17 protein-coding genes and 1 tRNA gene are annotated in these 23,264 nt (G+C 46.8%); 7 read left to right on the top strand and 11 right to left on the bottom strand.

From position 1 onward, the window contains the following. Positions 1–78: 78 nt before the first annotated feature. The 4 genes from HYN46_RS05195 to HYN46_RS05180 form a co-directional block, all read right to left on the bottom strand. Complete coding sequence (locus tag HYN46_RS05195) at positions 79–660, bottom strand: CvpA family protein (protein WP_114898395.1); 582 nt, start codon at positions 658–660, stop codon at positions 79–81. Beyond that, positions 660–1,670, bottom strand: coding sequence for a quinone-dependent dihydroorotate dehydrogenase (locus tag HYN46_RS05190; RefSeq protein ID WP_114898394.1), 1,011 nt, complete (start codon positions 1,668–1,670; stop codon positions 660–662). The genes HYN46_RS05195 and HYN46_RS05190 overlap by 1 nt, the downstream gene beginning before the upstream one ends. 109 nt (positions 1,671–1,779) lie before the next feature. After that, complete coding sequence (locus tag HYN46_RS05185; RefSeq protein ID WP_114898393.1) at positions 1,780–3,273, bottom strand: DUF3999 family protein; 1,494 nt, start codon at positions 3,271–3,273, stop codon at positions 1,780–1,782. After that, positions 3,266–6,193 carry a DUF2339 domain-containing protein gene (locus HYN46_RS05180; RefSeq protein WP_114898392.1) on the bottom strand — a complete coding sequence of 976 codons (2,928 nt, stop codon included), beginning with the start codon at positions 6,191–6,193 and terminating at the stop codon, positions 3,266–3,268. The genes HYN46_RS05185 and HYN46_RS05180 overlap by 8 nt, the downstream gene beginning before the upstream one ends. Positions 6,194–6,534: 341 nt before the next feature. On the opposite strand from HYN46_RS05180, the gene HYN46_RS05175 reads away from it, so the two are divergent. The 3 genes from HYN46_RS05175 to HYN46_RS05165 all read left to right on the top strand — a co-directional run bounded on the left by HYN46_RS05175 (position 6,535) and on the right by HYN46_RS05165 (position 8,710). Beyond that, entirely contained in the window at positions 6,535–7,497 is a 963-nt protein-coding gene (locus tag HYN46_RS05175) for a DMT family transporter (RefSeq protein ID WP_114898391.1), read from the top strand. Further along, a complete protein-coding gene (gene dusA / locus HYN46_RS05170; RefSeq protein ID WP_114898390.1) occupies positions 7,497–8,528 on the top strand; it encodes a tRNA dihydrouridine(20/20a) synthase DusA in 1,032 nt (343 codons plus the stop codon). The genes HYN46_RS05175 and dusA overlap by 1 nt, the downstream gene beginning before the upstream one ends. A gap of 105 nt (positions 8,529–8,633) precedes the next feature. Next, positions 8,634–8,710, top strand: a tRNA-Pro gene (locus tag HYN46_RS05165). A 99-nt stretch (positions 8,711–8,809) separates the two neighbouring features. Here the strand turns inward: HYN46_RS05165 and HYN46_RS05160 are convergent. Beyond that, a complete protein-coding gene (locus tag HYN46_RS05160) occupies positions 8,810–9,778 on the bottom strand; it encodes a bifunctional helix-turn-helix transcriptional regulator/GNAT family N-acetyltransferase (protein WP_114898389.1) in 969 nt (322 codons plus the stop codon). 319 nt (positions 9,779–10,097) lie between these two features. Between HYN46_RS05160 and HYN46_RS05155 the strand changes: the two genes are divergently transcribed. Both HYN46_RS05155 and HYN46_RS05150 read left to right on the top strand, forming a co-directional pair. Beyond that, positions 10,098–10,472 (top strand): PaaI family thioesterase, encoded by a 375-nt coding sequence (locus HYN46_RS05155; protein ID WP_114898388.1) that lies wholly within the window; start codon positions 10,098–10,100, stop codon positions 10,470–10,472. Positions 10,473–10,518: 46 nt separating this feature from the next. Beyond that, positions 10,519–11,421, top strand: coding sequence for an NAD-dependent epimerase/dehydratase family protein (locus HYN46_RS05150; RefSeq protein ID WP_114898387.1), 903 nt, complete (start codon positions 10,519–10,521; stop codon positions 11,419–11,421). A 129-nt stretch (positions 11,422–11,550) separates the two neighbouring features. On the opposite strand, the gene HYN46_RS05145 is transcribed toward HYN46_RS05150, so the two are convergent. Next, positions 11,551–13,962, bottom strand: coding sequence for a TonB-dependent receptor (locus HYN46_RS05145; protein WP_114898386.1), 2,412 nt, complete (start codon positions 13,960–13,962; stop codon positions 11,551–11,553). A gap of 213 nt (positions 13,963–14,175) precedes the next feature. Next, on the bottom strand, positions 14,176–15,411 hold the full coding sequence (locus HYN46_RS05140) for an NADH:flavin oxidoreductase/NADH oxidase family protein (RefSeq protein ID WP_114898385.1): 1,236 nt from the start codon (positions 15,409–15,411) through the stop codon (positions 14,176–14,178). Between the two features lie 79 nt (positions 15,412–15,490). Here HYN46_RS05140 and HYN46_RS05135 point away from each other — a divergent pair, with 79 nt between their 5' ends. Continuing rightward, positions 15,491–15,892 (top strand): MerR family transcriptional regulator, encoded by a 402-nt coding sequence (locus HYN46_RS05135; RefSeq protein WP_114898384.1) that lies wholly within the window; start codon positions 15,491–15,493, stop codon positions 15,890–15,892. Positions 15,893–15,896: 4 nt separating this feature from the next. Here HYN46_RS05135 and HYN46_RS05130 read toward each other — a convergent pair whose 3' ends face one another. Both HYN46_RS05130 and HYN46_RS05125 read right to left on the bottom strand, forming a co-directional pair. Then, on the bottom strand, positions 15,897–17,198 hold the full coding sequence (locus HYN46_RS05130) for a cytochrome-c peroxidase (protein WP_114900624.1): 1,302 nt from the start codon (positions 17,196–17,198) through the stop codon (positions 15,897–15,899). Between the two features lie 26 nt (positions 17,199–17,224). After that, positions 17,225–18,739, bottom strand: a complete 1,515-nt coding sequence (locus HYN46_RS05125; protein WP_114898383.1) for a metallophosphoesterase family protein — start codon at positions 18,737–18,739, stop codon at positions 17,225–17,227. A 315-nt stretch (positions 18,740–19,054) separates the two neighbouring features. On the opposite strand from HYN46_RS05125, the gene cfa reads away from it, so the two are divergent. Beyond that, on the top strand, positions 19,055–20,215 hold the full coding sequence (cfa, locus tag HYN46_RS05120; protein WP_114898382.1) for a cyclopropane fatty acyl phospholipid synthase: 1,161 nt from the start codon (positions 19,055–19,057) through the stop codon (positions 20,213–20,215). 4 nt (positions 20,216–20,219) lie between these two features. On the opposite strand, the gene HYN46_RS05115 is transcribed toward cfa, so the two are convergent. Next, entirely contained in the window at positions 20,220–22,208 is a 1,989-nt protein-coding gene (locus HYN46_RS05115; protein ID WP_114898381.1) for an esterase/lipase family protein, read from the bottom strand. Next, on the bottom strand, positions 22,208–23,257 hold the full coding sequence (locus HYN46_RS05110; protein ID WP_114898380.1) for an Lnb N-terminal periplasmic domain-containing protein: 1,050 nt from the start codon (positions 23,255–23,257) through the stop codon (positions 22,208–22,210). The genes HYN46_RS05115 and HYN46_RS05110 overlap by 1 nt, the downstream gene beginning before the upstream one ends. Positions 23,258–23,264: the final 7 nt, after the last annotated feature.

Here is a 23,264-nt window from a genome sequence, read left to right as displayed (position 1 = left end):
TGAACAATACAATCTGTACAACACGTTTTACTACAGATTCTTTTTGAGCATGAACGACTCAAAAGGAATCACAATACCTTAATGCGTGCGCTCTACATCGGGGTGATGTTGCTTAATTTCAAGCGGACTCTGCTCAGACACATGGGGTTTTGAATTCAATTCATCCCATGCTGTCGTTGCAAGATCACGTCCGACATTGATTGCAAGCGGAGCATAGGGCAACAGAGACGGGGCCAAAATAGATTGCTGCCACCACTTCTCTTTACTCGCCCAAGAGCCGATCAGACTCATTATCACTAATACAATCAATACACCACGCGCAGCGCCAAACACACCGCCTGCTAGCTTCTCTAAAGGCGTCAAAGCTAAAGCATCAATCAAAGACTTCAGCAACATGCTAAAGCCCCACACAATGGTCAACATCAACAGAACGATGACTAAGAACGCCAAAGCTGTTTGCAAAACAGGATCGGTCACCACACTGGCAAAAACATGCGCCATACTCCGCGCATAATGTGTGCCCATATAAAGAGTGGCAAACCAACCCAACAAACCAACGAGTGATTGAACCAGCCCTACTTTAAATCCGCGATACAAACTCCACAGTACAATCACTGCGATCGCGATATCTAGCGCGGAAAAGCCACTCAGACCATCCATTAGGACAATGCTCGAACCGCGTCATTAATCAGATCAGGCCCACGGTAAATCAAACCGCTATAAATTTGGACCAATGTCGCACCAGCATCAATCTTTGCTTTGGCATCGGCGCCTGCTGTAATTCCGCCCACCCCAATCAAAGGAATTTTGCCATCCAAACGTGCGGCGAAATCTGCAAGAATTTGCGTACTTTTTGCGAAAACAGGTTTACCCGATAAGCCCCCTGCTTCAGCGCCATGGGTTAAAGACTCCACCCCAACACGAGACAACGTCGTATTGGTTGTAATCAGCCCATCAATCTCAAAACGTAAAAGCTGTTGGCTGATGAATTCAACATCGCTTGGTTCTAAGTCGGGCGCCACTTTAAGCGCCAAGGGCACATAGCGACCATGAGTTGTGTGTAGTTGCGATTGACGATTTTTTAGGGTTTCAAGCAATTCACTTAAGGCGTCGCCACTTTGCAGCGAACGTAAACCTTGCGTGTTGGGAGAGGAAATATTGACGGTGATATAGGATGCATGTGCATAGACTTTATCCATACACTTTAAATAATCTTCTGATGCGCGCTCTACAGGTGTATCGAAATTTTTTCCGATATTAATACCCAAAACACCTTTGAATTTTGCTTTCTGTACATTTGCAACCAAAGCATCAACACCGGCGTTATTAAACCCCATGCGGTTAATAATCGCATCGGCTTGCGGCAAGCGGAATAAACGTGGTTTAGGATTACCAGACTGCGCACGAGGCGTGATTGTTCCAATTTCAATCGAACCAAAACCTAAAGCGGCCAGTGCATCGATGTAATCGCCGTTTTTATCAAGTCCAGCAGCAAGACCAACGGGGTTATCGAAGGTAAGCCCCATGCATTGCACAGGTTGAGTAATTTTTGGAAAAAGATGTGGCAGAACACCCAATCGGGTCGCACATGCGATGGAAGCTAACGTCGCATAATGCGCGCGTTCAGGATCGAGTGCAAACAGTGCAGGGCGAGTCAACGCATATAACATAGGCTAGAACATATGGCAGCATCAAAACGCGATTATACGCTGCCTGCCATCAGGTTGCACGACTTTACAAAGTCGGTTTATTGATTTTTGAGCAGTTCTACCCTATCCATCAATCCGTTTGTCGATCTAATCCTCGGATTAAACGCCATGCTGCAAATCCAAGTCCGGTCACAATGATGACTAAAATACTCCAGAGGCCATATCTACGCCAAGGAATAGTCTGGGGAATGATCTGGATCGCTCCCAATTGTGCAGCTTGAGCTTCAGGTAAATCTACCGGCAAATCTGAATCTAATAAATTATTATCCGTTGGACTATTAATTTCCAAATGATAGGGCGCTTGACCTTGGGCTAAAAAATATAAAGCCTGCGTTGGGCCATAAATGGTCGCAGGCAATGGTGCGGTACGTGGGCCTGTGCCCTGTAACTTCCAACTCACTGCTTTAAGTAAGGACTGATCAAGATCTGTAGCACTCTGATCAGCAAGCCAAAGCGTGTCTTTGACGGCCTCTTGGCCTACGGGCGGATTTTTCCAATGATGCAGGCTTTGCTGTGTCAGCAGTTGCCATTTATCTACCGCATGTCGATTACCTTTTTGAGTAGGCAACAAAGCCGATAACGACAAAGACCAGACTTGGTTCTCAGGGATTGAAAACTTTACAGCAGATGCCGCAACTGGAATCGGAAGATCTAATAGCCACTCACTAATCTGAGCGCTCGTTTGTTGCGAACTACTCTGTTGGTTATTCGGCTGAAAAACAACATTCTGGGTTTGGAGTACATTCTTCTCGGGTACCACAACCGTCAAATTAGCACCCGTTAATGCCAGCGGTGCAGATAGTGATAATCGCCAATATCGATACTGCTCACTCACTTGTATGCTGCTTTGCTTGAGCTGACGATCATCCGCAGCAGGCTCCGCAGTCTCAAGCAGGGATGCCGTCGCGACTTGAGACCAACTGACCAAGTCATCGCTCCCCTCTAAAGTCGCATCCATCGACAGCGCAGACTTTGGCCACAGTAACGTAATCTTACGCACATCACTGGTTTTATCGATCGGTTGATTGGCCTGCACGGGCATCGCAAGTAACCACTTCTGATCCTTACCATGACCTGCCTGCTCTAACTGTTTAGGCTGAGCATTGCTGGATGAGTTTGAAGGCAATGTAACGGTCGCTTGGGTTTGCCCATCACTCAGTTGAAACTCAAGACGTGCCGCATCGTTTGATGTCATAGGCGCTTGTGCTGGCCAATGATAAGCACGCAACGTTACCTCCTCTTCTTGGGCGGGTTCCATTGGGGTCTTGATCCGAATAGGCATCACATGTCGATTCGCATCCAAAACCTGATAGTTGCGATCATCATGATTGGAGTGTCGATTGAGGAGCGCAATAACATTAAGGGGTAAATCAACTTTCTGAATGCCCGAATTTGAAGCAGAGGCGGCATTAACGATTTGAATCGGGATACGGACATGGATCGGTGCGGTTTCAGCATCGACAAACGAACTTACCAAGAAGCCCGTGAAGCAAGCGATAAAAATTCGTTTGCGGGTGGCGCTTTGATCCTGAAATCGACTATCCGCCATCTTCATCTTATTCATTATGGGTTGTCCCTACTTTATTCTGATCTACTGTTTTTTCCTGACTACCGTCAATTTGCGGTGTACCATTTTTATTCACTTCATTTTGTTTTGCACGTGCAGGGGGCAAAGGGGCAATATAACCAATTAAGAGCATAATCAACCCAGCACCAATAAACGAGATAATACGCGCCATCGCACCCACATGGGATAAATCAACCAACAGTAATTTCGCCACGACCACAACGAGCAGGACAATGCCTGCAATCCAAACCTCACGCCAAGCACGACGACTTGCAATACCCGTTAAGAGTAGTGCTAATAAAGTCCAGACAATAGTGAGCGAGGTCTGCACAGTATCGTCATGCCATGCATCTGGCCAAAGCGGTGCACCAGCCCACTCATGTAAGGTGCGTACAACGATCCCAGTCAGTGTCCAGAAAACTGCAGCACCCATTGCCGTGTAAATGATTTTTTTAAATGGAAGTACAACATAAAAAGATAAACGGAAAGCTGCAAACCCAACCAAAGCAAAGGTGATGTCCAAAGCATTAATCAACGGCACATAGACCAAGCCAAAGAATCGGCCATCGATCTCGATATTGGCAATAAACACCCATACCCCCAATAAAACCAAAATGGGTAATGCTAAATCTTCTAGTAGACGGTCTCGATTCAGCCAAGCAGGGACACGCTGTAGAGCAATAAAGCCAAGAATCAACAATGCGGGAATCAATGCAGGAATCGTCCATAAAAGGACGAACTCACATGTGGCAAGCAATAAAATACCGCTGGCCCAAATCACTTGATCCCCTCGGCTGGAACTCGGTTTTATGATTGTGTGGCCTAAGCTATTTTCTGACACGACCGTTGCTAAGCGAATCAGCGATAGCATACCCAAGATGATCCAAACAATACTTAACGGCAAGAATAGATGGCTTGTGTAGCTGGCTAAAACAACCAACAGCGTTACAGGTAACAACACGCGTACAGACCAATTAACTTCAAACCAGCCCAGTAATCGATCTAAAAACAAACCTGCAGCAATGATAATCAAGAGATCGATTGCAATACGGGTTGCAAATAAAGAATCTAAATGACTCTCTGCAAAATAATCAACTTTGGATAAATTCAAATCGATAAATAAACCACTGGCGACCAGCCCCACACTCAGCACAATACCTGCAAGCCCCCAAAATCGAGAAGATTTTTCGGGTTGATCCGTAGAGGTTTCATGATGGGATGTGTTCTGTATCCGAAGCAACGCCGCTGAAACCAAAAGCGTGGCAGCCAAAACGCCTAATCCAATATTGATGGAACCACTGCTGTCCAGTGCCATCCAAGCCAGTACACCGCAACTAATCAGTTGAAGTAGTAAACCAAAGGCGACTGACCAAGGTCTCTGCTGACGCTGCCCGATCCACACAAGCCCCGCACCCTGCACCGCCCAGCCTACCGAAGTCCACTGTGCATCCAATGCCAAAGGCAAGACTAGGGCCAAAAAGCCAACGCCCAAGGCCAAAGTACCTTCGGTTAATAACCGTAGCGAGCCGCCCTGACGTAGGAGATAACGCCCAAGTAATAGATAAACTCCAGACAACACCGCACTACTAATCGCCAGTGCATAGGGCAAATCATGGAGTAACCCCGCCTGTAAACCAAAGCCGAGTATCGGCACACCAAACAAGAGTGATCCATCTACTATCGGAACATGTTGATTGCGCGTTTGCAACTTCGCCAATTGCTGGCTATAGCGTATGACGATAAACAAATACAGCCCTAAATGAACCAGTAATAATCCTTCAAGTGGCCAACGCAGCACGGGAGCCAGCGTTGCCCATGCTTCGATATGATATTGCTGCCACCCCCAGAATCCCGCAAGTCCAAAAGTAAAAAATGCCCCGAGCAGATTCAAGACTTTCCATGTTCGATAATGGGCAAGCCAAGCAATTGCTGTATTCAGCAGGAGATAATAACTGAACAACCCCACGACATTACCACTGCCATCTGACGTCAGAATAGGCGCTAAGAACGCACCAGCAAAAGCCATAAACGCCAAAGGGAATGCATCTTGTTTTAAGGCCAGTGCCGCAGTGATGACAGATAAACTCGCCAGTAAACCAAAAGTCAGCATATCTGGGAGTAGATGATATAAACGGAAGGCAGCAAATAAAGTCAAATATAATATTGCCAGCCCACCACCCTCCAAACTTAAGGCATAACCTCGGCGCGATAACGCCGCAACGACTGCCTCTTTCACATCGCCCAGATCGTGTAACTCTGACTCAGAAGTCGTTTGCATACTTTGTGGCAGGTTTGATTTTGCGGCTAAACGAATTCCAAGCAAGGTCAAAACAAAACCGCCAAATGCAACCAGCGCAAGGCGTACTTCAAGCGGCACCACAACATGCTCACTGGCGAAACGCAACAGCAACACGACACCAATCAATAAAACAATCACGCCCACACGGACAATCGCATTACCGCCTTGAAACCAAGCCAATAAGGAACGCCAAACCGATGACACCAGATCCGTTGAACGTTCATCGGGTTCAAGATTAAATCTGGCTTTTTGAAAAGATGCTTGATGAGTAATCGATACTGGTTCTGAGATAGAATCTTTAATCTGTGAATTTAGAACATCTGGAGGTGGCAAACCTGATGGGGCGATAGCAGACTCAACGACTGCGACTTGAGGCAACGATTCAATCGAGGATGCAGCAGTTGGGGTTAAAGACTCGACAATTGCTGCGATTGTTGCTGTTGAAGACGCTGTTGATGCGGCTTGCTGTTGATGGGTCGGCTGATTGAGTTGTTTTTCAAGTCGGTCAATGCGTGCATTCAACGTTTTACGCAGATCAGAGGTGCGAATCAGGAGTACGATAACCGCAATATAAGGAAATAAAACCAGCGCGGCTGCAAATAACACCAGTACTTCCATACCCCCACCCTTAAAGATCTATTGTATTAATTTTGATCACATTATTTGCTTACAAATGTTCTTGGCCATTAGAGACGATCCATGTCAAACAACTGATCGACTGCATCAATGCAGCGGTCCTGCCCAGACCCATCATATAATTAGTACCTATCTGCGTCTAATATTAGACGAAGATAACTGTTTTGAATTGGATGTATTTGTAAAATATAAAATTGGCATTTCTAATATCTTATTGGCTCAAGGCATATACATTTGCCAATCGGATCAATTCCACATTGAATTTTGATCATAAATAGCTCAAAATCCACGCCCTCGCTGTATCACGGTTTGCTATTTCGCTCATGCCCAGTTCGTCCCCCTCCTATCCACGCAAACATGCCCTTTTTGGCTCAATTTGTGTCTTATTGTCGGCCTTTTTATTTGCCATCAAAGCCATTCTGATTAAAACCGCTTACGGCCTTGATCCGACACTCAGTGCACCTGCACTATTGGCTTTGCGCATGGTCAGTGCATTGCCATTCTTTTTGTTGATCGCTTATATCGCACCAAAGAATCCGACACCGCCGAGCATAAAGGACTGGGGACTATTGTTACTTGCTGGCTTGATCGGCTACTACCTCGCCAGTATTTTAGATTTTATTGGACTAACGTTTATCACCGCCTCACTTGAACGTATCATCTTGTTTCTCTATCCGACACTGACAGTGCTGATGATGGCCGCGCTGCATCAACGCGCCATCCACCTACGCACGATCCTCGCTATAGCCTTAAGCTATGGTGGAACCATTATTGTGATGCTGGGTGAAGGCGCTCAAGCGGCTGAAGCACATAGCAATGTATGGACGGGGAGCTTCTTTGTTTTTGCCAGTGCAGTCGCCTATGCACTCTACTTGATCATGACGCCTACACTGATTCGTCGATTCGGAAGCTGGCGCTTTACAGGTCTAGCTATGAGCGTTGCCTGTATTGCATCACTCATTCACTACCTCATCGTACAGCCTGAGCCGATTGCCAGTCTGACTCATTTCTCGTGGTCGATTCTAGGACTCGGTGTTGCATTGGGCATCTTTTCCACGGTGCTTCCTGCAACGTTTTTAATGCAAGGTATTGCGCGCGTGGGCGCTGCTCAAGCAGCAATGCTCAGTGCGGGTGGTCCCATTATTACGGTTGTGCTTGCAGTGGCATTTTTAGGTGAGTCGTTGTCGGTGGTACAATGGTTAGGCTGCGGCTTAAATATCATCGGCGTATTGATGATCACACTGCGCCCAGCCAAGCAAATTGAAAAAGCGGGAGCTACGGCATAATGACATCTACAGAACTACAAACATCCAAGCGAATTTCCGTCGCTCCCATGATGGATTGGTCGGACCGTCATTATCGTCACTTTGCACGCCTATTTAATCCCACTGCTTGGCTCTATAGCGAGATGGTCACCACTGGTGCATTGATCTTCGGTGATCGGGATCGTCATTTACGCTTTAATGATTCCGAGCATCCAGTCGTACTACAACTGGGTGGCTCTGACCCACAAGCACTGGCAACCTGTAGCAAGATGGCACAAGACTACGGCTATGACGAAGTGAATCTGAATGTCGGCTGTCCTTCCGATCGGGTACAAAACAACAAGATTGGCGCATGTCTGATGGCAGAACCTCAACTCGTCGCTGAGTGCATCGCAGCCATGCAAAATGCAGTAGACATCCCCGTAACAGTCAAACATCGCATCGGGATTGATGATTTGGACAGCTATGAAAATATGCTGAACTTTGTCGATACCGTCGCCGCTACTGGTTGTCGTCACTTTATCGTTCATGCTCGGATCGCTTTTCTGCAAGGGCTCAGTCCTAAAGAGAACCGTGACATTCCCCCACTACGCTACGAAGATGTCTATCGTCTGAAACAAGAACGTCCTCATCTCACCATCGAGATCAATGGGGGCATCAGTACACCCGAAGAGATTGAACAGCAACTCCCCGTGACTGATGGCGTGATGATTGGGCGGGCTGCTTATCACAATCCGTATATCTTGGCGCAAGCGGGCATCATGGATGGGCATGCTTTACCAGATCGCTTTGCCATCATGCAGCAGTACATGCCTTATCTCGCAGAGCAGATGGAACAGGGCATTGCCCTATCCTCCATGACACGACATTTGCTGGGTTTATTTCAATACCAAGTGGGCGCACGGTCTTGGCGTCAGATGTTAAGCGGTGGTAATGCAAAGACTTTGGCAGATGTCCATCAAGCTATCGATGTCATGCAAGAACTTACAGACAAGGCAAATGAACGTCAGATTGAACGATTAAAGTCTTTTGGCGAGAAAACCAGCGCATAATTGCATTCCGCTTCTGGACAAACGGATAAAAATCGCTAAACTAGCGGCTCGCTGAATGGCATGTTTACTTCTAAGTAAATGGTTTGTTTAGCGAGATAAATGTCTCGGGGCGTAGCGCAGCCTGGTAGCGCGCTTGCATGGGGTGTAAGAGGTCGAAGGTTCGAATCCTTCCGTCCCGACCAATTTATCATTGAAAAATCAATACAATAATTATCTACCAATCATTTCTGACATGATTTTGGCAGAATTAAAAAAACACTCTATTTCAGCGCGTTTCCAGTCTACCCAATACGACGACAAAACTTCTGCTCCCTTACACGCCCTCCCCACTGCTCGCCATCAGCCTCCTCAGCCAACTGAAACCCAAATGATTCATATAAATGCCGAGCAACATCCAATCCCTTAAATGTCCAAAGATACGTTTCTTTGAATCGCCGGTCGACAAAATCCAACGCGATTGAAAGTAAACGCCGACCGACTCCAGTTCCCCTAAGTGACTCATCAACGATAAACCACCTTAAGTGCGCTACACCAGAAGCAGCTTCTCCATCGATACCGATCGAAGCCAATGCTTTACCATTTTTAAGATATAGCCATAACCCTTTGTTTGGAGATGGCAACGTCTGGACAAAAGCACTCAACTCCGTAGCCACTTTGGCTTCAAAGAAAAGACCAAAACCCGAAGTTTGTGCATAGTAACGTGCATGCAAGCTAACGATGTCGCCTATACATCCTGAGCGATAGCCTTGATAAATAAGGTCGTCTATCCGAGTCACTTTTGGCTTAACCTGCCTATTATTGTTTGCCAATGCGTCAGCATAAAGGGAAAGCGTTCGAATTAAGGATATCTGGTCGGCGGGCAAAAGCTGCCTAAGGGCACCAGAAACTTGATCCGTTGCGAATTGGTCAATCTTATTGCGTAATTGATGACCTGATTCGGTCAGAAATAATCGGCTTGAGCGCCCATCACGCAGATCTGCTTCCCGTTTTAGAAAGCCCTGTGACTCCAGTTTCGCCAACTGACGGCTGGTATTGGACTTATCGAGTCGTAAAAGATCAGCTAAATCGAAAGCCTGAATTCCAGGATTTAATCCAATTTCAATTACCGCATGGACAGCAGAGGGTGCAAGATCACTGTCTGCCAATGTATTGCGCATAAAGCCAAGTTCTCGCACTAACTGACGAGAAAATTTGCGTAAATCAACGACAAGAGCATCATTTTTGTGTACAGAGAGTTCAAGGCTGTCCATTGAATTCACCCCGATTAGTACATTTAACAATCAATATACTTGTGACACGCAACTTTCTCAAGACCCTCTCAAAAATATCGATCAGAAGTACTCAATGTCCGCTATAAATTTAATTCTTGTGAAGCAATTGGCTCGGTGATCACGACTTAAGTCTTCTCCGGTCATTAAAACCTCTTTCACTTAGCGATAATTTAGCCATTGAACAAAGATGCGATTTTGTTTTCGCTTACCTCAACTTCGAATAGTGGGTTCAGATGCACTGATTGCATTGTCAGTTGGGTATAGGCATTATTCTTTTAGACTTTCTAAGGACCCAGTCATGAAAATATCAGGACAAATCGAATTCAGCATCATTGAGCAAAGTAGCGACAAAGTGATTGCGGAAATGCCTGTACAAAAAGGCATCTTAAATCCTTTTGGGGTTGCTCATGCGGGTGCCATACTCTGGTTTGCAGATGTGGTTGCGACCGTACTTGCGGCGGGTACTGCCGAGTTCTCACCGGGCCAACCCGGCTTTCCTCTAGCGATTAACCTCAATGCCAACTTACTGGGCAATCAGCAAGATGGCGTGTTTCAAGCGAACTCGGTATTTGTCAAAAAAGGACGCAGCGTGACCGTAGTCAGAACCACCGTAACGGGAAGCAATGGTCGCCTCATCGCAGAAGTCACCACCACACATGTCCCAGCCAAATAACACCTCAACAAAATCTACGATACAGATAAAAAAGAAGGAATACGTAATGAGTAGCCTCAAAGGAAAAACAGTCGCAGTAACGGGCGCCAGTGGAATGATCGGCGTATATATTTGCCGCAGTCTGCTAAAAGCAGGCGCTCATGTGATCGGCGTGGTCCGTAATCCTGCTAAAGCCGCATTTCTAGCAGAGGAAGGCGTTGAGTTTCGCAAGGCCGATCTTGCGGATACCACTGCCTTGACCGCAGCGTTTCAAGGGTGTGATGCCGTAGTCGCCAATGCAGCGATGTATGTTGCTACCAAAAGCATGATGGCTTGGGAAGAGCACGAGAAAGCAAACCTCGATGGCACTCGCAATGTCTATCAGGCTGCCCATGATGCGGGTGTACAACGCATCATCCAGATCAGCACTTTTGGTATCTACCGCTGGTCGATTCTACATCCGATGGATGAGCATCAAAAACAATTGAATGGCGCCAAGCGTCAGGGCGGACCTTATCGTGCAACCAAACAGGTCAGTGAAGTGCTGGGCTGGGAACTCGCGCATAGCCTACAACTCGATATGACCGCGCTGCGTCCAAGCTTGGTTTACGGCGCACGCGATTACAATACCTTAAAACCGATGTATCGCTTGCTAAAGCTCCCCTTCTTACCCCTTCCGAGTATCACGCTACCGTTTGTTTATGCAGGCGATATTGCAGATGCCGTGGTTGGCGCCATCCAGAATGACGCAAGTATCGGTGAGTCTTATAATGTCTGCGGCGAAGGGCATCAATTCTCGACCTTCTTCAAGGCATTGGTTAAAGCCAAAGGATACGGACCTAAAGTGTTAGCAGCGCCGCTCCCAGTTGCAATCCGTACGGATAACAGTAAAGCAGAGCGCGATTTAGGTTTCAAAAACAGACCAATCGAAGTCGCATTGAAAGAAATTGTCGCTGAAGAAGCCGCTTAATCACCTCAATCGAAATCATAAAAAATGCCCTCATGAGAAAATCATCAGGGCGTTTTTTACAAAAGCTCAGTTTCACTTTCAGCAAAGGCCTATAGGCCAGATATCAGCCGAGGCCTTAACTCAGTACGCTTACAGTTTGGTCGACAAGGTAATAAAGAACATTCTTGGCGCCAGAGGATAAGCGGCATAACCAGAAGTCGCATAGACCGGACCATTCACAACCAAACTGGAATATCCCTTCTTATTTGCGATATTAGTGACGTTCAGACTCAGCTTGCTATCTATCCCGTAGGCTTTTGGCAACTGATAAGAGGCCTCTGCACCCAGTAAGAAATAACCCGCTACCGCCGCATCATTGGTATAAGTCACATATCGCTTTCCGACATAATCGCCGATGACCTGCGCTTCAAAGCTGCCGTATTTCACACTGGCCACTGTCTTATTCATCCACTCTGGGGTCGCTGGGATCAGCTTGCCTGAAGTTGAATAGGTTGTTGTGCCACTGGTGTAATCATTGTCATATACGGATCGGTTATACGACACACCGTCGTAGAGACTAAAGTGCGATCCAAGATAGATCGTGCCAGACAAATCAATACCATCGGTCGTTACACCACCGACGTTTTGTACAATTGGCGCACTGGAGCTAACAAAGGTCGCCAACTGCGGCGTTGGATTGATCGAAAGCAAACGATTAGAGAACTTCACATGATACAAGCTAATCTGACTATCTAAACCGGTGACACCATACGTATCCGCAAAACGGTTCTGTGAGCGTAATCCGAGCTCATAGGTCCACGATGTCTCTGGCTTCACATTGGCTGCGATATTATCAAAAATCGCCTGACTACCTACACTCCACGGAGAGGGCGCATTGGTAATGTTCGTTGGGAACTGACGCGCATTTTTCTGAATATTGGCAAATACTTGAGATTCAGGTGTTACCTTCCAGATTAAGCCAAAATTAGGCAGAAAGTTAAAGCGTGTATCAATAGTGCCCGAAGGATAAAGCGTTGGATTTTTATTGCTTGCTGCATTGACCTGCTGTACTGGCACGGTTCCACCAGCGAACTGATACGATCCTTTCACACCGGCGAGTAACGTCAGGTCAGGACGAATATGCCATTGATCCTGAATATACGGTTGGAACTCCTGAACTTTGGCCACGCCCTCATACTGCACGATCAAAGGGTTATGCTCAGACTCATAAGGGGTTGTTGGACTGCTGGCGGAGAATGGAAACCACATTCGCATCATCGTGGATTGATTATGCTCATACCAGAAGCCGGCTTCGATACTGTGCTCAGCGAGTTCAACATTCAGTTTGGATAAGTAGCCAAAGCGATTGATGTTGTATTGTGTTTCACGAGTAGCATAACCCGATCCACCAAAGAGCTGACTCAAATTCTGGCCTGGATAATACACGGTAAATAACGCAGGCAAACCAGCCTGAGAAATCGGTCCTGCCACTAAGCCCGCACCATTATCATGATGATAATAGATCTGGTTTGACCACTGGATATTGTCAGCTAAATTCCACTCATACTTCAGATAAGCCAAATGATCTTTACGCTGCGCCGCGCTGTAGTAATTCTGGAAATTATTACCAACACCGGCCGGTAAGGCGCCATTCTTACCCAGATAGTTTAGAGCTTGGTTCAAATCAGGATAGAGGAAAGGACGGGTGTAAGGCGTCGCCCCAGTTTGTGCACCCGCTGCAACACCAAATAGATCAGAGTCTTCGTTTGGCTCGATTTTATCGGAAAAATTATAGAAGAAGGTCAGCTTGCCGACATCATCCACATGCTGAAACTTGAGATTGAACTGGTTACCACCTTGTCGACCATTAAAGTCCCAAGCACGCGCACGCTGATTAGCATAGGCAGCATACAGCGAGTTACCACTTTCGGACTCTCCTGTATCTACCCGCAAAAAGGTACGGCGCGTGTCATAGCTTCCTAAAGTTTCATTGAATTGCAGCCCTTTTTCTTTCGCAGGATCCGAAGACAGGATATTGATCGTTCCGCCCAAGTTGGACGTGGATGCCGTAGAGAGATCACCAGCACCAGAGTTCAAAGTCGTCGTTTTGACGTTTTCACTGATCACTGCGCGCTGAGGAGATAAACCATTATAGTTTGCGTACTGCTGATCACCCAGCGGTACCCCATCAAAGGTATATCCCAATTGCTGCTGAGAGAAGCCATGGACAAAGAGCTGAGCATTTTGTTCGTTATTTCCCCAAGGGTCTGCGGTCACATAATAAACCCCAGGTAAAGTCTGGATCGCCTTTAACGGATTTGCACCAGGCAGAACCTTTTGAATTTCGGTCCCCGATAGAGACACGGCAGAACGCGTAGTCTTTTTAGCCATGACCACCACATTATTCAGTGGAGCCGAATCTATCGTTTTTGCCGAAGCAATCTCGGGATCGCTACCCGGTGTACGATCTGCGGCATATCCATATTGGCAGGTTGCTGCCAAAACAATCAGGATGCTCTGTGAAATAACATTAAGATTGAAGTGATGAGAGTTGATTTGCATGAGTAATCGCTAGGACAATGAAAATTGAGTAGCAGCATTCTTGCTTAAATCAATGTCATTCCCGTTACAAAACCATCCATTTGGAATCTTTTTCTTATTTACTACCCTTAAATACTCAAAACAGTTATTTACTATATTAATTAGATACTTAATATAGAATAAATAACTATTTTGAGCCATTTATCATTCACAACTTGAGTCTCTTCTCAAAAATCATTTTTTAATTTGAGCTTCAATCCAACGGCGATACTGCCGAGTACGCCGTGAAGTCGCAAACTGCTGAAGTAACAGTGCCCAAAATGCAGAGACACTGGGGTTAGGACGGCGTCCGAGACTAAGTCGGCTTAATTGAAACTTGACTACGGCCATATTCGCAAGTGATGCCAGAGTCTTATTCTTCCATTTAATCGGCGCCAGCTGCGGCGCAGCACTCTGCCCCTCTCGCCATCTCTGCGGCAGATTCGGATCAATCGCTAATGCTGTCGCGATTCCAGCCATGGCCACACCATTGCTAATCACTTGCTTAACCACCTCATGACGCCGAATACCACCTGTCACCATCAGGGGCATCTTCGCAACTGCTGCAATTTCTTCTGCAAATTCCAGAAAATACGCTTCACGTGCCAGAGTGCGCCCATCCCGAGCGTCTCCCTGCATGGCTGGAGCCTCATAGCTCCCTCCAGACAGCTCAACAAGATCTACCGCAAGACCGTTCAGCATTTCCACGACTTGCTTTGCATCTTCAGCGCTAAAACCGCCACGCTGGAAATCTGCGGAGTTGAGTTTGACGGATACAGCAAATTGCGGAGAGACCGTATTGCGTATCGCTTTGACGATTTCTAAAAGTAATCGGGCTCGATTCTCTAATCGGCCACCCCATTGATCCGTGCGCTGATTGCTAAGTGGTGATAAAAACTGACTCAATAAATAGCCATGTGCAGCATGCACTTCTACACCCGTAAAACCAGCTTTCTCAGCCAACTGCGCGGTATGTACAAAGCGTTGTATAACTTCAGCAATCTCTGCCTCGGTCATGGATTTTGGCTGACCAAAGAATTTGGACATTTTTCCCAGATCCAGCGCAATCGCCGATGGCGCCCAAGTCTCCTGACCCATCGCAGCTTGGACTTGTCGGCCGGGATGATTAATCTGCATCCAGAACTGGGCGCCTCTGGAACGACCGATCTGGGCCCACTGGCGAAACTTATCCAGATTTTTTTCATTTTCTAGTACTACACCGCCCGGTCCGGTCATCGCTCGGCCATCAACCATGACATTGCCCGTCAATAGTAAACCTGCACCGCCTTCTGCCCACGCCTGATAGAGACGCATCAAAGGTTTTGAAGGTGCTTGATCAGCATCTGCCATATTTTCCTCCATGGCAGCCTTCGCGATACGATTTGGAATGATAGAACCATTGGGTAATGTTAAAGCCTGAAATGCGATCATGTTGGAGATCTCCTTGACGGGATGCTGATCATAAGTTTAAAGTTAACTTTAAAGTCAAGCTTATCTGACGAGGCCATCCATGAAAATCGGCGAACTTGCAAAACAAAGTGGACTCGCTTCGTCTCGTATACGATTTTATGAGGCACGTGGTCTGATCGGCAAAGTACACCGCAAAGCAAATGGTTATCGTGAATATCCCGCGCAAACCTTGCAGCTATTGCGCATCATCACTTGTGCCCAACAAGTTGGATTCACGTTGGAAGAAATCCACAATATGCTGCCTGAGAATACAAAAGGCTGGCAACACGATGAACTGCTCACCCGCCTTAGACAAAAGATCCTCGAAATCGATGCATTGCAGCAGCGTTTAACCCAAAACAAAGCTCAGCTCTTATCTATTATTGATAGCATTGAAAATAAACCTGAGCATTTGGAATGCTCAGCCAATGCCCAAAGAGTGCTCGCACAGTTAGAGATATAAGGACTTATGGCGTGATAACGAGTTGATCTTTAAGTGACGGCATCTTTGAGACATAACGCGCATCGGTCAACGTCCTTAAAAATACAACAAGGTCATCTATATCCGTATCGGATAGCGCAGGCTTAAGCCCTACTTTGCGGTTAAGCGGAGTCGAATTAATATTAATATTGGCACGATACGCTTTGGGGACATCATCAAAATATTGCTGACCATGATACCAATGCTTGGGATCGGTTGAACGTGTGGCATAGAAAGCCACCGCTTCACGTAAAGTCTTAAACACCCCATTGTGCATAAAACTTTGGCGCACCGCGACATTGCGCAGGGTCGGTGTGCGGAAGTAGCCACACCACTGCTTGGGATCAGGCCAATGCAATTGGGCAGCAGTCTTACACAAACCATTATCAAAATGCTGTGGGTTCTTATTCGCCACTAAAGCACGATTACGGGGTACGGCAATCGCGTCATAACCAAAATCGGTGAATAGCGAACGCTCGGGTCGATTAGAAGTATCATTGAGTAAATGACACGACTGGCAATTGCCTTTGTCTGGATTTTTAAAGACCGCTAAGCCTTGCATTTCTTGTACGGTTAGAGGCTTACGCTTACGTAGGTAATCATCAAATCGCGAGCTAAAAGGTGCCATCTCATCACTTTGCTGATAGGCCGCAAGGACCTCACCTAAACGCTGGACGAGTAAATTTGGACTATTTAGCACGCTTTGACCGAAGCGAGCAGATAGAGCCTGCCCAATTGGGGTGTGCTTAACCTTGAGTAATAAGCTACGTGGCGATGCATTATTCATTTCGTTTGCATCAAAGAGAGGACCACGGATTTGCTCAGCCAAATCATTTGCCCGTCCATCCGTAAATAGCCCGCCAAATGGAGATGGATAGGGATCATCATCATCCTGAAAGAAATAGCGCTGGGGCACATAACGCACATACAGCAGTGACGGTGCATTACGGTCACTCAAATGTCCAGGCCTGCTCCCTTGAGTGGTGCCGACCAAACGCGATTGTGCATTCAAGGTGGGTGAAAATGCACGCGCCGGATCATGGCAACCAGCACATGACGTACCGCGAGGCTCGGAAAGATTCGGATCAAAAAAAACCTGCCGCCCCAAAGCGACTAATGCAGGATTGGGACGAAAGGTAACCGTGGTTGGATCAATTTGATCCTTGAACTGTGGCGTGGCGCCGATATGCGCTATAACCCGACTATCACCCTTCGCGGAATCAACATTTGCGGCATACCCTGCGCTCGCGATACTGAACGAAAAAATTGTTAGTATCGCTTTCGTCATCACCCAGCGTGGTTTAACGCCAACAATCACGGGGTAATATAGCCTGTCTTATCACAAGCTATCTGGCGACCCGTTTGAGTACAAGTGGTCAACAGTTTACCTGTCGTTGTGTAAGCCTTATAAGTCCACCCTGTGGCAGGTGCAGGATTACGATCCATCATCATGAAACCAAAAGTACTGTGATGGGTAATCTTATCGATGACCGCTCCCGGTGCTGGCGTTGCGCCTGTTGGTAGTGGATCAGGGAGGGCCACATCTAAAGTATCACCAGCATTGCCCGCCACGATCGTCGCAGGGTGATTGCTGGCGAAATTGATGGCCTGAAAATCATGGACATGACCATGCAGCGCCAATTGAATGCCTGCTGGATAATAGGCTTGGGCATTGAGGCTGCTCATCACCGACTGTAAGGCTAGATTGCCCGGTGCTGGATTAGCTCCGGCAATTGGGGCAAAAGCCAAAATCGGGTGATGATTGGTAAATAATGTTGTTTTGACACTGGTCTTAGCTGCAAGCGCCGCAACAGTCTGAAACTGTTTTTGATAGGTCTGGAACTGGAGGTCTGTCGTTTTCAGTGCATTCGCACCGGCTTTGGACGAATCAAAGATAATAATCTGTGAATCCGCACCCAGTGGCACCGCATAGGGATCACTATAGTTGGCAACATTATCATTGCTTGGATCATTACATGAACGCGCATCGCTATAGGCCCGTGGATCTAGAAAACGGAACCAGCCTTGACCTGCTCGTGCACACTCTTCGTGATTGCCACGTACCACCACCCAAGGCGCCTTGGCAAACAATGCCGCCGCTGGCTTAAACAGATCAGCCTGCCAAGTATCCCAACCATATCCCCAAGGACTGTCCTTACAACCCGTGATATCTGACGGACACAAATTCTCACGGTAATGATAATCCCCGACATGAATCACCAAATCTGGATTCAAACTCGCGGCGGATGCAACAACTGTAGACAGCGGCCAAGCCGTCGGATCATTACAAGCTTGATAAGCATTGCCACTTTTTTTCAGTCGGCAGCCCGTATCACCCAATACTAGAATGTGTTGAGGCTCTGCTTTTGGTAATGGCAAGGTGCGGGAACCTACGCTAGCCTGTTTCGCAGTCGCCGATAGATTGGCTTCACAAACAGATACTGGAAAGCTGGATGGCTTTGAGTCCACTGGATCACTCGCCGTCGTACGCAATGGCATATTCCCCGCTCCGACACGCAACGTCATACGATTTTGATGTCCATCGACGGTTAATAGTGGACATACAGCATTGGCATCGGTTGTACTAGAAGCAGGCGTGTAATTGGTGATGACACGGGCAATAGCTTGATTGTTATCCCCTATCGTGACCCATGCTGCCTGAAGGTTAGCATCTGCAGTGGCGGCATCATTGATGATTAATGGTGTAACCGATACATCATTATCTGATCCATTACAGCCATACAGCAGACCGCCACATGCTAGTCCGAATAATGTCGTACGCAAACTCAAACGGAAAACGCGTTGTGTCGTGTTAAATGGGTTTGACATGGAGAAGCATCCTGTTAATGATCACATCATGACGAATGCAAAGCAGGATACGCGCTACGTATTAAGGAATTCTGACAGGGATATGAACAATCGAATTATGCTCATTTCAAAAATACCAAACAGGTTAATAAATAACCTATTTACGATCTATTTTTTATATGGTTCACTCTTTTTTTATACCTCGGTCTGTTGGCTAGCGTACAGACGCCATGTGGACAGCTTGATACGATGGATAGCCCTATTCCATACTATCTAAGGTTGTTCAGGATACCGTTATATCTCATATCACGAATATAACTCAGCAAGGTAACCACAATGAATAGCATTTCAAATATCCCAAGTCTTAAGAAAACCTCCGAAGAACAAGCGCTGAGTGAGCTACTCAGCCAAGCAGATATCACTATGGGTGGTCATCGACCTTGGGATATGCAAATCTATAACTCAAAAGTTGCAGCACGCGTGCTGTCTATGGGCAACCTTGGACTGGGTGAGTCCTATATGGATGGAGACTGGGATGTGGAGCAGCTGGATGAATTTTTCTATCGCATTCTCCATGCCCATCTTGATCAAAAAATTCAGCCCATTCGTATGCTCTTGCTGAGCTTACGGGCTAGACTGTTTAATTTACAAAGTTTAAAACGGGCTTGGAAAGTAGGTGAAGCCCACTACGACATCGGCAATGATTTTTATGCCAGCATGCTCGACTCCAGAATGACTTATACCTGTGGGTACTGGCAAAGCGGTGCAAAGAATTTAGAGCAAGCGCAAGAAGCTAAACTCGATATGATCTGCCGCAAGCTTCAGCTTAAACCCGGTATGCGCTTGCTAGATATTGGCTGCGGTTGGGGCAGTTTGATGGGATATGCCGCTCAGCACTATGGTGTGAAATGCGTAGGGATCACTATCTCCAAAGAGCAAGCGGATTGGGCTCAAAAACGCTATGCAGGTCTCCCCTTAGAGTTTCGTCTACAAGATTATCGCTCGATCAATGAACCCTTTGATCGTATTGCCAGTATCGGGATGTTCGAGCATGTCGGCTATAAAAACTATAAAACCTACATGACCGTTGCTCATCGTTGTCTTAAAGAGGATGGTCTTTTCTTACTGCATACCATCGGCAAAAATCAGCGCAGATCGCATACCGATGCATGGATTGACAAATACATCTTTCCGAATGGTTATCTACCTTCCATTGGACAAATTGGCGATGCCGTTGATGGTTTGTTCGTTGTAGAAGACCTACATAATTTCAGTGCTGACTACGACAAAACCCTTATGGCTTGGCATGCCAACTTTGAAGCCGCGTGGCCTAAATTCAAAGACCAATACGGCGAGCGGTTCTATCGGATGTGGCGTTATTACTTACTGCTGTGCGCAGGAGTATTTCGCGCCCGAGATATGCAGCTTTGGCAATGGGTACTCTCGAAAGAAGGTATTACTGGAGGATATCAAAGACCTGACATCCCTAAACTTTAAGAAATCATAAGTCTCTATGCTCCCCGACCTCAGAACGATCAAAAGAGACTTTATCCGAATCCCCCAAATCCTCATGGAGAATCCGCCTAATCTCCAAAATAGACTGCGGCGTATCTTGTACACTATGGGATGAAATAATCACCTTTTCAGACAATGCTCCATCTAAGTGAGAGCTGCGATAAGGCACGACACCATCGTCAGAGTCGAGTAACGGCGTCGAGGCTTTGCGTTTAGCAATAATGGAGTGATATTTGACTTCCGGTGAAATCGGCAAAGTCGCAGCCGCTCGCACAAACGGATCGGTATCCTTCAAATTATCGATGCTATTCGGTACCATACGATCTTTGCCCGATAAGAGATTGATATTCCCTTCTGTCAAAATCTGCGCAACATCGTCAAAACGATCCAACAAACTTATGGGTAACTTAATCAAGTTCCCCACCCAACGTCCAATGGTGTTACTCGCAAAGGGTGTACCGCGATGCGGAGCCGCAATAAAAATCACTCGCTCAACGTTTGGCATTGGCTTAAAGGTGAGCAAGGGATCCAGTCGATCATGGAGTTTTGCCAGCCGATCGGCATCGATATGCCTTTTTTCAAAGAGTGCACTCCACAATTGATCTTGGGCAGTTGAAACCAGTAGCCTAGAAATGACGCCGCCCATACTGTGCCCGATCAGCACCATATCTTTGGAAGCAGGTGCCGTACCTGTGGGGTCAAAATGTTGTAAAGTCTGATCCAGCGCATCACGAATCAATGCAAGGTTATACGCAATGGGCGCATTGGTGGGGTAATACACCTGCCAAACTTGGTAATGCTGGCGTAGGGCTTCATCGCCAAGCACCTCATTGGCGACATTCACCCATGCTTCTGGACTACTGGCCAGACCATGCAGCATGACAATAATACGGCGCTTAGGATCATAAGGCTGCATCAGATACACATGCGGCGTAGTGATGCCTTCTGAACGACCAAACAGGGTCCGAAGTGACTGAGTCGCAAAGCCTGACCGTGCAAGCCACAGCCCATAACCTGCAGTAAAATTCGCAGCAAGTGGGACTGTCTGATCTTTAATGATGACCCGGGACTGCATATAAGGATCATACGTTGCCAATTGCAAATGATGTGTGGCTAAAACTTCCGGCAAAGTAAAACCAACGAATCGGAACATCACTGTCACCTCTGGTGAAGGCATCTCACTGTAAACGGCAGTTTTCTTCGCGGGTTTAAGCAGCTTATTCAAACGCGTTGTCATACTATCGCCCAAAGGTGCTTGGGGCATAACAGCGACAAGCTCAGCCCCAAAGCCATCGCGCCGATAAACACTGCGTAAGCCATTAAAGCGTAATGTTGCCGCAGGAATTACTTCCTGTGGAACTTGACTGACATTCTTAAGATTAGATCGATCAACATCTACAGTCCAATGACCGATCTGGATCTCATTGGTCACCCAAGTTGGATTTGTTCCATACAAAGTTTTTTGACGATGAAACAATAAGATCGTCGCCTGCTGGACCGCATAATTATAATAATCTTTTACCTGCGTCTGACGGTCTTCAAACGCACGCTCACCCGGAGTACGTCCTGTAAAAAATAGATAAGCATAAGCATAACGTGCCACTTCCAGCCAAGCATCAATATCAGCTTCGACATCCGTTGAACTTTGTTGAACGGGATGGCTCATGGCTGCCAGCATCCAGAGTTCAGATAGACTCGATAAACGTCGTTCATCGGTAAGCCCTGAAGTACTTTTGATCGCGGCGATGCATTCTGTGACTTTCTTTCTGCAGCGCGCCTCATCTAAATCAACGACATTCAAGACATCTATCGTTGCCGAACTCAGCTTGTTCGTTGTCAAGATATCACCGCGTTGCAGTGCAATATAGTCAGTCGGACGCATAGAACTGACTTCGACCATCGCGCAACCATTTAACAAGCTGAGACAGATGCCCGCCAACAACATCCATGTCCGCATCGTGTACAAAGTCAGCATCACGGAGTTCCTTTTTGGATCGGGGCTTTGATTGCGGCTATACCCGGAACGCCCTGCCGGATGATTTCTGAAAAATGAGCATCTTGCCCAGCAGCAATTGCTCGCGGATTGATATATCCCCGCTGCTGTAGCGTTTTGAAATCATAGTTTGGGGTTAATAACTTGGCATCCTGTGCGTACTCACCCAAATAACCAGAAAGAATCAAACGATAATCTAGAGGTAAGGTTGGAGAAATACGTCGAGCCAAGTCATAGACGATGGTGGTGCAATTCGTGGTCAGCGTATTATAGAAACTAGGCTTATTCTCTAAGGACTTAGCTTCATCCATGTAATTGAGGAACATCAAGCGTAAATCTTGCTGTGGCACGTTGAGTCGATAGAGATAGACCTGCTCGCCGCGTACATTGCTGCGCACCCGAACAATATCTCGCTCATCGGCAGCAATCATCACGACTTCAAATTCACGAAAGAATCCCCCAATGGCTGAAAAACTCTCATGACGCTCTTTGCGAATCTCTAGGGAGAAGACTACGTGACTACCATCTTTAAAACCAAAGGATACTAGGGTATGCGCAATGGCAGGACCCATCCAATAGGATAAGATGAGATCGGCAGAAACCAGTTGCTTTAAATCATAATGGCGTGTTTCCCAGCGCGCATCATATTGTGTCTCGGTATGCCAGTCGAAATTCCGCACCTTATCCAGCTTAACTTGATCACCATGAACTTCGGCATGTAAAACATGCGCGACATCATCGGCCCAATCACGCTGATTGGAAGGTTTTATAGTACTCCACCAGCCCAGTAAGCCGACAAAAGCAACCACATAAATAAGTAAAGCAGGCCATCTGGCCTGCCCTCCCCATACTTGCCACAATGCAAATCCACCCAAGACAACCCATATAACGATTGCAACAACTTTACCAAGCGGTGCACTCGGAAACTGATACCAGAGCGCAAAACCACCCCAGATTACGGCACCGAGTAAAACTAGCGATACGCAAAATCGACCTAGAATAAACATCGCCCTCTGGATCGGGAAACTCATAGAGTTG

The sequence above is a fragment of the Aquirhabdus parva genome, assembly GCF_003351745.1.
GTDB lineage: Bacteria > Pseudomonadota > Gammaproteobacteria > Pseudomonadales > Moraxellaceae > Aquirhabdus > Aquirhabdus parva.
This window is presented reverse-complemented; position numbering and strand designations above follow the sequence as displayed.

What these genes read in the sequence shown, in the direction of transcription:
- HYN46_RS05195 (WP_114898395.1), bottom strand. Translation starts at nt 660, where the DNA reads ATGGATGGTCTGAGTGGCTTTTCCGCGCTAGATATCGCGATCGCAGTG.
- HYN46_RS05190 (WP_114898394.1), bottom strand. Translation starts at nt 1,670, where the DNA reads ATGTTATATGCGTTGACTCGCCCTGCACTGTTTGCACTCGATCCTGAA.
- HYN46_RS05185 (WP_114898393.1), bottom strand. Translation starts at nt 3,273, where the DNA reads ATGAATAAGATGAAGATGGCGGATAGTCGATTTCAGGATCAAAGCGCC.
- HYN46_RS05180 (WP_114898392.1), bottom strand. Translation starts at nt 6,193, where the DNA reads ATGGAAGTACTGGTGTTATTTGCAGCCGCGCTGGTTTTATTTCCTTAT.
- HYN46_RS05175 (WP_114898391.1), top strand. Translation starts at nt 6,535, where the DNA reads ATGCCCAGTTCGTCCCCCTCCTATCCACGCAAACATGCCCTTTTTGGC.
- dusA (WP_114898390.1), top strand. Translation starts at nt 7,497, where the DNA reads ATGACATCTACAGAACTACAAACATCCAAGCGAATTTCCGTCGCTCCC.
- HYN46_RS05160 (WP_114898389.1), bottom strand. Translation starts at nt 9,778, where the DNA reads ATGGACAGCCTTGAACTCTCTGTACACAAAAATGATGCTCTTGTCGTT.
- HYN46_RS05155 (WP_114898388.1), top strand. Translation starts at nt 10,098, where the DNA reads ATGAAAATATCAGGACAAATCGAATTCAGCATCATTGAGCAAAGTAGC.
- HYN46_RS05150 (WP_114898387.1), top strand. Translation starts at nt 10,519, where the DNA reads ATGAGTAGCCTCAAAGGAAAAACAGTCGCAGTAACGGGCGCCAGTGGA.
- HYN46_RS05145 (WP_114898386.1), bottom strand. Translation starts at nt 13,962, where the DNA reads ATGCAAATCAACTCTCATCACTTCAATCTTAATGTTATTTCACAGAGC.
- HYN46_RS05140 (WP_114898385.1), bottom strand. Translation starts at nt 15,411, where the DNA reads ATGATCGCATTTCAGGCTTTAACATTACCCAATGGTTCTATCATTCCA.
- HYN46_RS05135 (WP_114898384.1), top strand. Translation starts at nt 15,491, where the DNA reads ATGAAAATCGGCGAACTTGCAAAACAAAGTGGACTCGCTTCGTCTCGT.
- HYN46_RS05130 (WP_114900624.1), bottom strand. Translation starts at nt 17,198, where the DNA reads ATGACGAAAGCGATACTAACAATTTTTTCGTTCAGTATCGCGAGCGCA.
- HYN46_RS05125 (WP_114898383.1), bottom strand. Translation starts at nt 18,739, where the DNA reads ATGTCAAACCCATTTAACACGACACAACGCGTTTTCCGTTTGAGTTTG.
- cfa (WP_114898382.1), top strand. Translation starts at nt 19,055, where the DNA reads ATGAATAGCATTTCAAATATCCCAAGTCTTAAGAAAACCTCCGAAGAA.
- HYN46_RS05115 (WP_114898381.1), bottom strand. Translation starts at nt 22,208, where the DNA reads ATGCTGACTTTGTACACGATGCGGACATGGATGTTGTTGGCGGGCATC.
- HYN46_RS05110 (WP_114898380.1), bottom strand. Translation starts at nt 23,257, where the DNA reads ATGAGTTTCCCGATCCAGAGGGCGATGTTTATTCTAGGTCGATTTTGC.